Source organism: Streptomyces sp. L2, from assembly GCF_004124325.1.
Classification (GTDB): Bacteria; Actinomycetota; Actinomycetes; order Streptomycetales; family Streptomycetaceae; genus Streptomyces.
Window position 1 is genome coordinate 3,057,416 of the sequence record NZ_QBDT01000001.1, and the last position, 13,286, is coordinate 3,070,701.

At 71.4% G+C, this 13,286-nt stretch carries 6 protein-coding genes; 2 read left to right on the forward strand and 4 right to left on the reverse strand.

What is annotated here, in order from left to right; genetic code table 11:
* Nucleotides 1-363 precede the first annotated feature (363 nt).
* Nucleotides 364-999, reverse strand: coding sequence for a hypothetical protein (locus DBP14_RS37440; RefSeq protein WP_347239646.1), 636 nt, complete (start codon nt 997-999; stop codon nt 364-366).
* Nucleotides 996-1,538, reverse strand: a complete 543-nt coding sequence (locus DBP14_RS37445; RefSeq protein ID WP_347239647.1) for a hypothetical protein — start codon at nt 1,536-1,538, stop codon at nt 996-998. The genes DBP14_RS37440 and DBP14_RS37445 overlap by 4 nt, the downstream gene beginning before the upstream one ends.
* Nucleotides 1,539-1,880: 342 nt before the next feature.
* Here DBP14_RS37445 and DBP14_RS13065 point away from each other — a divergent pair, with 342 nt between their 5' ends.
* A complete protein-coding gene (locus DBP14_RS13065) occupies nt 1,881-2,696 on the forward strand; it encodes a hypothetical protein (RefSeq protein ID WP_241740892.1) in 816 nt (271 codons plus the stop codon).
* A gap of 99 nt (nt 2,697-2,795) precedes the next feature.
* Entirely contained in the window at nt 2,796-3,200 is a 405-nt protein-coding gene (locus tag DBP14_RS13070; RefSeq protein ID WP_129307397.1) for a DUF5959 family protein, read from the forward strand.
* A gap of 73 nt (nt 3,201-3,273) precedes the next feature.
* Here DBP14_RS13070 and DBP14_RS13075 read toward each other — a convergent pair whose 3' ends face one another.
* Together DBP14_RS13075 and DBP14_RS37290 are read right to left on the reverse strand one after the other, a co-directional pair.
* Complete coding sequence (locus DBP14_RS13075) at nt 3,274-3,810, reverse strand: hypothetical protein (RefSeq protein WP_129307398.1); 537 nt, start codon at nt 3,808-3,810, stop codon at nt 3,274-3,276.
* Entirely contained in the window at nt 3,807-13,040 is a 9,234-nt protein-coding gene (locus tag DBP14_RS37290) for a DNRLRE domain-containing protein (RefSeq protein WP_129307399.1), read from the reverse strand. The genes DBP14_RS13075 and DBP14_RS37290 overlap by 4 nt, the downstream gene beginning before the upstream one ends.
* Nucleotides 13,041-13,286 lie beyond the last annotated feature (246 nt).

Sequence of the window (13,286 nt, forward strand, 5' to 3'; positions counted from 1 at the left end):
TGACACAGATGCCCCTTGTTCGAACATCCCTGCGGGGAATGCACACGGCCCTTCCGGAACCGCAAGCCGGGGGCGGAAGGCCCACCGGGTGCCTGGCCGGTGCCGCGCTCACACTTCCCGGAAGATTCCCGTACGTCCGCCCCTGAGCAGGGACGACGAGTACTGTGGGACTCGCTTCCGGTCCTCCCGGCGGGAGGCGCGCAGCATCAACACTCGACCGAGCAACTCGGACAGTCTGCCATATGGGGCGGGGGCCTGGCCAATCGGGCCGAAGAGATTACCCCGAAGGTGACGAGCGTCAAACAGAGGTGCCCTCAGCGCGCACGGTGCGGTGCCTGGTGCCCAGGTCCCCGTGCCCGGTGCTCAGGTGCGGGTGACCGTCCCGCAGCCCACGTCCCGGTGGTCGTCCTGGAGGGAACGGCTGCGGTCGTAGGGGTCCTCGGCCGAGCCGGTGGGCGGCGCGCCGGTGGGGGCGCTGTCCGGGAAGTCCGGGTGCGCGTAGCCGTCGTGGACGCCGCAGGTGCTGTTGGCGATGTCCTCGCCGTACTCGCTGAGCGCGAGCTTGCCCTTCGTGGCCATCCACTTGCGCGGGTCCGCCAGGCTCGTGATCAGGTCGCGGCGGATGATGGTCCGCGCCACCTGCCGGTCGCCGTGCGGTCCGGCGTGCAGCAGCGGATACACGAACGAGTAGTCCGCGTGGACCAGCACCTCGCCCGGCTTGCCGGCCTTGAACGTCATGTGGCCGCGGACCTTGATCACCTTGCCGGCCAGGCGCACCTCGTGCGGGTCGAACCGGCTGACGAGCTTCAGCGGGTCGTGCTTCTCGCTCGGCTCCCGCAGCGACCGCCTGAACTCCGCGATCATGCCCGGCTGATGCGGGTCGACGAGGGAGAGGGCGCGGGTGGGCGTGCCGCCGAGCAGCACCTTCGGGTCCAGGTTGGTGGCGACCAGGAACTCCTTGGTGCGGCGCAGCGCGAGCGCCACGTCGGCCCTGCTCATGGTGCCGACGGCCTTGGCGGCCGGCAGCTCGATGGCGTCGGCGCCGTCGGCCCAGCGGCGGGCGGGCGAACCGAGGAAGGGGTGCTCGGGGGTGGGCGCCCCGGTGTCGTACCCCCCCCCGGCCCTTGGGACGGCAGCGCGGTCTCGGCGGGCAGCGGCGAGGGCGCGCCCGCCGCCTTGGCCTCCCCGCCGGGCAGCCGGTCGACGATCAGCGAGGGCCGTACGACGAGCACGGCGGCGAGGACGGCCAGCACCACACCGACGACGGACCGCACGGTACGGCGGCGGCGGTCACGGGTGCCGTTCATCTCCTGCCACGCGGGCCCGGTACGCCAGCCCGGCGGCGTCGCGGGCCGCGCGCGCTCCCTCCCCCGCTTCTTCCGCCCCAGCGGCCACCCCCGCCGGCTCCCCTGCTCCCCCCGCGCGGCGGCCTCGTCCTCGGCCCGCAGCCGCTCGGCCACCATCCGGGCCCGCGCCGACGGCTCCTTCGGTGCGTCTCCTCCCCCACGCGCGGCGGCGTCGCGCTGGAACGCCGCCAACTGGTCGTCGGATATGGAGGACGCGGAGGCTCCGGAAGAGGAAGAGGAAGAGGAAGAGGAAGAGGATCTGGATGGCTCCTCCCCGGCTCCTTCACCTTCGCCGGGCCGTTCGGGAGGCATGACGGTACTCACGGGCTCGCTCTCATCGGAGTCGTCCGGGGGGGGCGTGATCATTCCTAGGCCGCGTTTCCCCAGCTCACAAGGCATGCGCAGCCCCCGCAGGCCACCCGTGATCGAGCCGGTACCGATCCGAACCCGGCCAGTCGCCCTGGCGGCGCCGGGAGGGGCCGCCCGCACGGTCTGCCGCAGCGCGTGACGTGCACCGCTATATCGTGGCGTCCCATGTCGTCGCCGTACTACGCGGACAGACCTCCAGCCGAGGTCATCCTCGCCGCCGTCCCCGGTCTCGCGCCCTACGCCCGCCCCGCGGTGGTCTTCGAACCGGTGACCGACGCCGGTGAGCCCGGACATCTGGACAGTTCCATCGGAGGCCCGCTGCTGTGGCCTCCAGCCGAACCGTGGCCGCATTGCACGCTCCCCGACGAGCGGGAGCCGTCGGGGCTGCCGCCGACCGCCATGGTGCCGGTGGTCCAGATCCACCGGCGGGACGCACCCGGCGACTGGTGGCCGCCGGGCACCGACGTCTTCCAGATGCTGTGGTGCCCCAACGCGCACGAGGCCCCGCCGGCTCCGCACGTCGACGCGAACCCGGTCGTGGAGATCCGCTGGCGGCGGTCCGCGGACCTGCCGCAGACGCCGTACACGCCCCCTCTGCCCGTTCGGCAGGAGGACGAGGACTACGGCTTCTCCCCACGGCCCTGCCGGCTGACCCCCGTACCGCTGACCGACTTCCCCTACCCGGAAGAGCTGCCGGACGACCTCGCCGACGACGTGGACCGGCTGGTGCGGGAGAGCTCGGGCGAGGACGGGGACGACGTCATCACCCGTGTCCCGGGCTGCAAGTTCGGCGGCTGGCCCACCTGGCACCTCGCCGAGCCGATGGAGATCCGCTGCGGTACGTGCGACAGCGTCATGACCCTGCTGTTCACTGTGGCCAGCGACCACACCACCCACATCACCGTGGGCCGGTGGGGCGACCTCCGGGTGTTCAGCTGCCCTGCCGACCTCCGGCACGGCTACCAATTCGACGTCCACTGAACCGCTGAGACGAGAACCGGAAGCCCACGCGGGCTCCACCACGGCGCTTTTGAAGAGGTAGACCCGATGCCCGAGACCAGTTCCCCCACATTGATTCAGATGTCGGACGACGAGCAGGGAGTCACCCTCCGCATTGTCGAGGGAGTGCGCTTCTCCGACTCAGGGGACTGCGACGCCCTCCGCTCCGAGATTCTGATCAGCAGCGAATTCGTGAGCGGCCGGGTCGAGTTGTATCTCAACGCCTACGACCTCGACGGCTGGAGCGAGGCCCTGGACACTCTGGCGTCCGGCCGGGAGGTCTCGTGGCTGGAGAGCGGCCGGTCCCCCCGCATCATGATCGCTCCTCCGGAGACCACCGAAAGCGGGTGCGCGGAGGTCAGCGTCTACGACGTCACCGGTTCACAGATTTCCGTCACCGTACCCGTCGCGGCGGAGCCGGACTGGATCGAGCGCCACCGTCAACTGCTCGCAGAGGCCGGGGGCCGATTTCCTCTGGCACGGTAGGCAGCCGGGGAGGCCTGGGCGACGGAGGGGTAGCCCGAGCCCAGGGCGTCATCCGAGCCGGCCGCAGCGCGGATCAGGAAGCCTCCCAGCCGGTCACCACCGCATCAGCGCTGGGGAAGCCGGCCGGAAGGATTTCCGATTCGACCGTCCCGCGAACGAGACCTGTCAGGAACCCTGTCAGGGTCTCCCGCGTCTCCTCCCAGTCGCTGATGCCGTCGCCCACTACGACGGGCCACCGGTCCGGATCCGGATCGCCGGTCTTCCAGAACAGCAGGTCCCCCTCATTGGAATTCGCCCAGGGAAGCAGGCCCCCCGGTTCCGGGAAGGGCACATGACCGTCCGTCATGTCGGAGTCCCGCAGATCGCCCAGAGTCGAGAGAAGGGCCTGGACCGCCGACACGAAGCCCGCCTCGTCGCCCGGGACCGGAATGAGCAACGACAGGAAGTCGTCCAAAACGACCGACTCGTGGAACGTGGAGAGCTCGACGAAATCACTGGGCAGTCGCACACCCAGCCGACCCTCGATGTGGGCCCAATCAATTCGCCTCGACTCCGGCAGTCGCCGCTGACGCAGTCCGGGGATCGCTGTCTCAAGCTCGCTCAGACTCAACAGGTCACCTGCGCTCCCGGCCGGTTCTCCACATAGACGTCGTCGAACAGTACGCGGTTCGGGGTCCGAGCGGTCATGTGGATCCCCGTGGGCTTCTCGTCCAAGCCGTTTCCGTAGTCGAGAACGCCTGAATAGAGGACCGGTTGCTTGGCCTTGAGTGCCTTGGCCACACGGCTTTCACAACGCCTCATGCCGGGGGTGTTCATCTCCCGGTAGCCGGTGAAGATGTTGCCGGAAACCCAGTCGCCTCCGTAGACGTCCGCCACGATGTGCGTGCGGTGGTACACGTATACGTTGCTCCGGCCGTCTTCCTCCTTCGACTCCCAGTGCGGCGGGTCGGCGAGCGAGTTCGGCTTGGGCGTGCGGTTGTTCTTCTTGAGATCCGAGGGGCAGATCAGAGCGGATGCCCCGGTGGCGGCTCCGTCGATGGTCGGGCCGTACAGGAAGCGTTCCGCCTTTGACCGCGAGCAGGGGTCCTTCCGCGAGTTGTCGCCCGCGCCGCCGGACGCGCTCGGCTGCGGTGAGGGCAGGGCGGTCCCGTCCGGCGCCGTGCCACCGTTGGGGAAGTACTTGAAGTAGCCGCGCAGCGTCTCCTCGTTGAGCTTGAGTTCCTTCTGGGCCTTGGTGAACGAGTCGTCCACGAACCCCTGGTGCTCGGCGTCCTCGCGCGGCTTCGCAGCCGGCCTGCCCACGATCTGGCTCAGGGCGAGCTTGATCAGCGAGGCCCACGGCGGCGGCGGGGGCGGCGGGGGCGGGCCCGGGGGACGCGGCGGACGCGGGGCCTGAGTCCGTCCGGGGCCGCGGTAGGGCGTGTAGTCCCGGTATCCCGAGTAACCCGAGGAGTGCGGTGTCGCGACGCTACTGCCGTGGCTCCGGGCCGCCGCCGCGGCCTGGGCTCGGGCCTGGGCTTCGATGGCGCTCGCGGTGCTGGACACCGAGTTGCTGAAGATGTGGCTGAAGGACGAGGTCGTCGAGCTGCTGCTGGAGTGTGAGTGCGACCAGGGCCAGGAGAACGACGGCCAGTGGAACGAGATGTGAACCGGGTGCTGCCGGTAGTACTCGGAGATCGACGAACCCACATAGCCGGCCAGCAGGCTGACGCCGATCGCCTCCCCGATGCACAGGTCCTCGATGCAGTGCCCGCTGGGGTCGGTGCTGGTCAGCGGGCTGCCGCCCGCGTACGCGTACCGGTTGGCCTGTCCGGACGGGACCGGGTCGAGGTTCCAGGAGTCGCGGGCCGTGAAGCCTCCGGTGGTGGGGTCGTACCAGCGGGCTGCCATGTCGACCTGGCCGGTGGCCGGGTCGGTGTAGGCGCCCTGGTAGCCGAGGGCCCCCTTGGTGCCGGACTGGGCGGTGATCTGGCCGAACGGGTCGTAGCCGGTGGAGTCGGCGACGGTGCCGGTGGCCGGGTCGATGGAGCCGGTCACGTCGCCGTGCAGCAGGTCCGCCAGGACCGAGTCCGCGTTCGTGCCGTCGGTGTTCGCCGTGGACAGGGCCGAACCCGAGGGGTCGCGGGCGATCAACCGGCCGGCGGCCGCGACCGGGTTGTTCGTCTGGTCGGCGTACGTCAGCGCGGCGGCGCCCTGCTCGACCAGGCGGTCCAGCGCGTCGTAGGCGTACGTCGTGCCGCCCGCCGAGGTCATCCGGTCCAGCGCGTCGAACTTCGCCGGGTGCGAACCGCTCGCGTCCGTGCTGTTCGTGCGGCCGCCGCGCGCCGAGTACGTGTACGTCGTGCCGTCGGCGGAGGTGAGGCGGTTGCGGGCGTCGTACGACGCGCTCACGCCTCCCGCGCCGGTGCGGTTGCCCGCCGCGTCCCAGGTGTACTTCGTCTCCGTGCCGGTGACGTTCGTCCAGCTGGTCAGCCGGCCCGCCCAGTCGTAGGCGTAGGACTGGGTGCCCGCGCCCGCCGTGCCGGTGGACGTCCTGGTCTTCAGGTCGGACGCCTTGTCGTAGCCGTAGCTCACCGAGGCCGTCGTCGTGCCGGACGGGGACTTCGTCGTGTCCGAGGTGACGCGGTCCAGGGTGTCGTGGCCGACGGACCGGGTCGCGCCCGTGGCGCCGTAGGTGACCGTGTCCAGGCGGGAGGCGGTGTCGTAGCCGTACGTCTGGGTCGTGCCGGTCAGCGGGTCGGCGGCCGTGCGCAGGCGGCCGGCGGTGTCGTAGCCGAAGGCGGTGTGGCCCGCGGCGTCGGTGCGGCCGGTGAGGCGGCCCTCCTCGTCGTAGGAGAACGTCGCCGTACCGGACGGGCCGTCCGAGGACAGCAGGTCACCGCGGTCGTCGTAGCCGAAGGTGTCCGTGCCGCCCGGCGCGCTCGCCGAGGTCAGGCGGCCCGCCGCGTCGTAGCCGAAGGTCTCGGCCGTGGTCGCGGCCTCCGCGCCCGAACCCGAGGTCCCGGTGACGCGGCCCAGGGCGTCGAAGTCCCGCTGGACCGTGACGCCGCCCGGCTTCAGTTCCTTCACCGGCTGGTCGGCGGCGTCGTACACCATCGTCCAGGTCCGGTCCGAGGCGTTCGGGTAGGCCGTGGTGGAGGGCTCCACCACCGACTCCGGCAGGCCGTGCGAAGTGAACGTGTACCAGGTGGTGTCGGAACGGCCGTCCGTGAGACGGGTGCGGTGGCCGGCCGCGTCGTAGCCGTAGGTGGTGGTGATGGACGTGTCGGCGTCGACCGGTTCGACCAGCTGGGTGAGGTCGCCGGCCGCGTCGAACGTCTGGTGGACGGTGTGGCCGAGTGCGTCCGTCGAGGTGACCGGGTTGCCGTCGGCGTCGTACGACGTGCCCACCGTGCGGAGTTCGGTGCCGTTGGCGTCCTCGTCCGTGACCTGGGTGAGCCGGCCCGCGAGGTCGTACGTGGTGCGGGAGGTGCGGCCCTGCGGGGTCGTCACCGTCGCCGGCAGGCCGGTCGGGCCGTACGCGTACGACGTCACCGCGCCCGCGGTGTCCCGGGCGGTGAGCGGGTCGCCCGCCGCGTTGTAGGTGCCGGACGTGGTCAGGCCGGTCGGGGACTTCGCCGACGCCAGGTTGCCGGCGTCGTCATAGGTCATCGTGGTCGTGAACGCGCCTGCGGAGGGCCGGCGTTCGAGCACCGTCGAGGTGACCTGGCGGCCGAGGTCGTCGTACGTGGCCTGGGTGCGCGCGCCGGTCGGGCCGGTGGCCGACAGCTGCTCGCCGAGCAGGTCGTAGGTGTACGTGGACACCGGGGCGGCGGCGCCGTCCTCGGGGGCCGGCTGCTCGGCCTTGGCGAGGTTGCCGAACTGGTCGTAGGTGTAGGTGGTGACCTTGCCGAGGGCGTCGGTCTCGGTCGCCAGGTTGCCCGCGGCGTCGTAGGTCTGGGAGACCTTGCCGGTCAGCGGGGTGGTGGCGCCCGGCGGGGTGTAGTCGGGCAGCGTGGTGGAGGTGGTGCGGCCCAGGCGGTCGTACGCGGTGTGCGTGACGTCGCCGTTCGGGTCGCGGGAGTCCACCGGCTCGCCGAAGGTGTCGTAGCCGACTGTGGTCGTCGGGCGGACGGTGGCCGCCGTCGAACCCTCCGTCTCCGCCGTCACCGGGGCGTCGCGGGTCTCGGTCAGGCGGCCGAGCGCGTCGTAGGTGTAGTCGGTGGTGTACGACGCCGGGTCGGCGCCGGTGGCGTTGCCGCGCGGGGACGTCTCGGACGTCACCAGGCCGCGGTCGTCGACGTGGTAGGTGGTGACCAGGTCGTCGGTGCCGTTCTCGACCGTCTGCTTGGTGACGGCACCGGTGATGTCGCGGTCCAGGGTGACCTTCTCGGTGCGGGTGCCGCCCGCGCCGGTGTGGGTCTCGGTGAGCACCTCGTCGCCCGCGTCGTAGGTGTACGCGGTGCGACGGGCCAGGCCCGCGGGGTCCAGGACCGAGGCCGTGGTGCGGCCGGCCGCGTCGACCTCGTAGGCGGTGGTGACCTTGCCGTTGCCGGTGGTCTCCTGCACCAGGTTCCCGGCCGCGTCGTAGGTGCGGTCGCTCAGCACCAGGTCGCGGGTCGTGCCGTCCGGGTCGTGGAAGCCGGACAGGATCTCCTGCGCCTGGAGGCCGTCGTCGTAGTACGTGGTCCGGGTGGTGCGGCCCATCGCGTCGGTGTGCTCGGCGAGCCGGCCCGCCGGGTCGTACGCGTAGGAGTCCAGGACCACGTCCCTGGCGGCGGACGGGTCGTTCGGGTCGCCGGTGTAGCCGGTGAGCGTGTTCGTCGCCAGCTGTCCGAGCGCCGTGTAGGTGTAGCGGAAGGTTCCCTGGCCGGGCATGGTCCGGCTGGTCTGGCGGCCGTAGAGGTCGTAGGTGTACGTCTCCTGGTCGCCCTCGGGGTCGGTGAGGGTGCCGAGGAGGCCGTGGCCGTCGTAGGTGCGCGTGGTGGTGCGGGTGGCGTCGCCGCCCGTGAGGTCGGCGACCGATTCGGTCAGGGGGCGGCCGTCCGCGTCGTAGGTGTACGTGGTGCGCGCGCGGTGGCCGGTGCCGGTGACCTTGTTGGTGGCGGCCGGGCCGGTGACCGTGAGCGGGCGGGACTCGCCGTCGTAGGCGGTCGTCGTGGTGACGCCGTCCGGGTACGCGTCCGAGGTGACCGTGCTCGACGTCTCGCGGCCGAGCGCGTCGTAGGAGTACGTGGTGACGACGCCCGCCGGGTCGGTGACCTTCGCCAGGTCACCGGCCGCGGTGTACGACCGCCTGGTCACGGCGCCGCGCACATCGGTGCTGGTGGCGAGCAGGCCGGCCGGGACGGTGCCGCCGTCGGTCGCCGCCTCGGTGCCGTCGGTGAAGGTGAACGACTCGCTGCGGCCGGACGGGAAGTCCGTGGTGGCCGGGGTGGTGGTGGAGGTCCGGTCGCCCTGGCTGTCGTAGCCGTACGACGTCTTGTACGTGTCGTCGGTGGCGCTCGCCGACCGGGCGTCGCGGGTCGCGGTGAGCTGGTCGTTGCGCGGGTCGAGCGGGTCGGAGGCGTTCAGGTAGTAGCTGGAGTAGGTGGTGTGGCAGGTCTTGTCGTCGGCGGCGTCACGGCAGGTGGTCTGCGAGACCTTGTTGCCGCGGGTGTCGTTGCCGAAGCGGGTGACGGAGCCGTCGGGGCCGGTGGTGGCCGCCAGGTAGCCGCCGGTGTCGTAGCCGAACGTGCCGGTGTGGCCGGCGGCGTCGGTCTGGCTGATGAGCCGGTTCCCCTGGAGCGGGTCGTAGGTGTAGCTCGACGCGCGGTGGTCGGGGTCGGTGACCGTGACGGTGAGGGTGGTGGTCCCGGCGACGGCCGGCTGGTCCTCGGTGGCGGGCTTGGCCTCGGTGCCGGTCAGCGCCAGGTCGGAGAGCTGGTAGGTGCCGCCGCTCGCGTCCGTGTAGGAGGACACGCGGTCGTGCACGGTGTCGTAGGTGACCGCGGAGTGCACCCGGCCGCTGGGCAGCGTCACGCGGGTGAGCTGCTGGGCGACGGCGGCCGAGGCGTGCTGCTCGGCGATGCTGTCGGCGCCGAGCGGCCGGGTGTAGACGGCGGCCTCGTCGATGTCGCCGGTGAGGTGGCCGATGGTGCCGGTGGTGGCGGGCCAGTTGTTCCAGTAACCGGCGCCGAGGTAGACGAACCGCTGGTCGTACTGGGTGATGTCGCCGCTGAGGCTGCCCGCCTTCTTGCCGTCGAGGTACAGCGTCTGGGTGTTGCCGGCCGCGGTGAGGGCGGCCTGGTGCCAGGTGCCGTCGTTGACGGCGCCGGCCGTGGTGATCGGGGCGGCGGTGCCGTTCCAGAACTCGCCGCGCAGCTTGCCGTCCGTGCCGACGTACAGGGCCGGGGTGAGCTTGACCGGGGTGTTCTCCTCCAGGGTGTGGTCCTGGTAGCTGAGGAGGACGCCGCTGCCGGTGGTGCGGAACCACAGCTCGGCCGTCAGGTACGGGGTGTCGGAGATCAGCTGGTCCGGCAGCTGCACGTAGGACGTGGTGCCGTTGAACGTGGCCGCCGTGTCGGGGCTGCCGGCGAGCGCGCCGGCGGTGCCGAGCTGCACGTCGTTGTAGGTGCCGACGTGCTCGTCGCGGTCGAGCGGGAGGTCGCTTGCCGCGTCGGTGGCGCCGTCCTTCTCGTCGAGGCGCCAGTACGAGAACGGGCCGGCGTCGTGCACGACGGTCCGGGCGTGCGAGCCGTCGCCGTAGCCGTACGCGGTGCAGTGGCCGAGGGTGTCCTCGGGACCGCAGACCAGGGTCAGCCGGTCGCCGTCGTAGGTGTACTTCCAGGTCAGCGGGGTGGCGCCGGAGGTGGGGACGTCGGTGCTGACGGTGGCGACATGGCCGCCGGACCAGGTCAGGTGCAGCGCCCGGCCACCGGTCGCGGTGACCGTGGTGAGCGCGCCCGAGGCGTCGTAGGCGAGGGTCTGCTTGCGGCCCCGGTAGTCGGTGACCTGGGTGAGCTTGCCGTCGGCGCCGAAGACGTACGTCGTCTGGTCCTTGTCGGCGAGCTTCCAGCCGCCGCCGGTGACGGCGGTCAGGGTGGAGAAGCTGCCGTAGGGGGGCGCGTAGCTGCCGTCGGGGTTCTTGCCGAAGCGGACCTGACGCCCGTCGGGCAGGGTGGCCACGACGTTGCCGGTGCCGTCGCCGTCGGGGTCGATCCGCATGTCGTAGCGGGTCGACCAGCCGGCGCCGAACGCGTTGGTGGAGCGTGGGTCGCGGCTGTTGTAGGTGCGGGTGACGGTCAGGCCGGGGCCGGCCGTGGCGACCGTCGCGTCGGTGTCGCTGGTGGTGTAGTTGCCGATGCCGGGGTCGACCTCGCGGCCGTCGGCGCCGGGGCCCTGGCTGCCGAGGTGCGAGGTGATCGCGGGCTGCTCGACGGCCGTGGTGAAGGTGTAGAAGGGGCTGAGCGGGGTCTCCAGGCCGTTCTCGCGGGCCTTGACCCGCCAGACGTACTCCTTGCCCCAGGTCAGCTTGGCGGCGGGGACGTTCCAGGTGCGCTTGGTCTGCCAGCCGGAGTTGACGCAGCCGGTGGGCGCGTCGGCGGTGCCCGAGCAGACCTCGAAGTAGTGCTCGATGGCGGCGCCGGCCGGGTAGTGGTCGATGGACTCGGTGTCCATGAACAGCGCCGGGGTGAGGCTGCCGACCTGGCCGCCGGGGCGCGGGTAGACGTCGGTGACGCGCGGGCCGACGTCCTGCGAGGTCACGGTGACCGTGGCGACGGGGACGCTCTCGCTGGAGAACCACTTCTGGTCCCGCAGCCGCTGCATGTCGAAGTTGATCTTGTACTTGCCCGGTGGCAGCGGGGGTATGCGGGCGCTGAGTGTGGCGTCGTCGCCGGGCGTCAGGCGCTCGTCGAGGCGGGTGAACGCCTCCTGGCCCATCAGGGCGCCGGTGTCGTAGTCGCGCACGCGGGTGCCGAGGCGGACCTCGTTCCAGCCGAGCGGCTCCCAGGTGAAGTCGCCGAGGTTCTTGACGGTGACGTCGACCTCGCCGCTCTGGCCGCCGGTGAGCGGGGCGGTCTGGGAGCCGACGGTGTACTGGGCGCCGTAGGCGCTGTGCGTGATGGCCAGGTACGGCTTGTCGGCCGAGTTGGCGCTGCCGAACCGCTTCCACGGGCCGGAGGTGGTGAAGTCGGCCCACAGGGCGAGGCCGTTGTTCTTGACCGAGCCGTCGACCCAGCCCTGGACCAGGTCGACGCCCTTGTTGCCGAGGTCGACGACGTGCCACTTGGAGCCGCCGCAGTTCTCGCCGGCGGCGAAGGAGTCGGAGGCGATGAGGTCGTCGAAGCTGGCCGGACGGTTGTTCCAGGTGACCGTGGTGGAGCTCCACGAGCCGGTGACCTGGTTGACCGTCATCTTCTGGTCGCTGCAGCTGGAGGACCAGACGTTGTAGAGGCCGAGGTCGGCGTTGAGGATGTAGCGGTTCTTCAGCTGGCTGGTGACGTTGTCGAACTTCAGGTAGCTGATCGCCTTGTTGGTGCCGGCGTCGTAGGAGCCGATCTTCAGTTCGTCGTCACCGGCGAAGTTGGTGTCCGCGAAGGTGTTCTGGACGAAGGCGTCGCCGTTGTCGTCGATGTCGTCGACGCTCGGGTCCACCTTGACCGGGTAGGTCCGCTTGGCGGAGTCCAGCCAGGCGTCGTCGAGGGAGACCTTCAGCGACCACTGTCCGCCGGCGGACTTGGCCAGGTGGTAGTCGACGTCGTCGGAGAGCGCCGGGCCGCCCGTCTTCGCGCTGTGCGAGGAGTCCGCCATCCACCCCTTGGGGATGACGGCCTGTACGGCGTCCTTCGCGTCCTTCAGCAGGACGGCGCCGTGCGCGTCGAGCGACGGGGTGAGCCCGTCGAGGTGGAGCGGGAAGGTCCACTCGTGCGGCGCGTCGGACGAGTTGAGGACGATGGTCTCCTTGACCGCGCCGTGCACGGCCTTCAGGACGATGTCGGAGTGGCGGCGCACGCCGTCGTAGTGTGCGGCGTCCTGGTGCACCTCGGCGGTGGTGCCGGTGGCTCCGCTGATGCCGAAGCCGACCTGGTGCCGGCCGTCGTCGACCTTGAGCCGGGCCAGCGCGGGGTCGTCGCCGTGCTCGGCCAGGGTGAGCCCGGTGCTGTCGGAGGCGGCGGCGAGCCGGCCCTTCCCGTCCTTCGCCCCGGCCGGCGTGCCCTTGGCGTCGGCGGCCGGGACGAGCGAGGTGTCGATCGTCTTCCAGCTGCCGTCCGCGGCCTTGTAGTTGACCGGCTCGGTGTAGACGCGGGTGGTGCGGGTGCCGTCGGGGTTGCTGAACTCCTTGGTGGTGGAGGTGCGTTCGCCGGGGAGTTCGACGCTGCGTCCGGGGACGTAGCCGGTGAGGCCCTTGCTGTCACCGCCGCTGGTGCGGGGGTGCAGGGCGGTCTTCTTCACCTTCGGCTGGACGGGCGTGAAGCCGGTGCCGGAGTCGTGCAGCGGCAGGGCGTGCTTGCCGGCCTTCAGGTCGCCTGCGTCCAGTTTGTTCCGGCCGGTGGCGTCGGTGCGGGCCGCGCCCACCTCGTGCTTCCTGCCCTTGGCGGTGCCGGTGCGCTGCGCGGGCGCCGTGGTGTCCGTCCAGCCGGCGGCCTCGGCCCGCTGGACGAACGGCGTCAGCGCGGGCGGCGGCAGCACGGTCGCGCCCAGCGCCAGGAGCAGACCGCCCGACGTCAGGGCGACGGCACGCGAGGAGCGGCCGGGCCGCCCGGAGCGTCGGACCCCTCCGGTACGTCCGGGCAGTCCGGCCCGTCGGGGCAGTCCGGCCCTTCCGGGCAGGGAACGCCGGACGTCCGCGAGGAGACGGAGGCGGAGGCGGCTGGGCACGGGACTCCTTCACACCACAAGGCCGATCGCCCGCGCGGGGGCGATCGGCCGGAAGCAGGGAGCCGGGCGCACGCGGCACTGGGGCCGGAGGGTGCACCCGGGCGGCGTACACCGTAAGTGATCAGTAAGGATTCACGCCATGCCCATGACAACGAATTGATAACGAGTTGGCACGGTATGCCCTGTCCGCACAGGCCGGTCACAGGGTCTCCAGGAGCCCTGCTACCCGGCCCCACCATAGGCAAA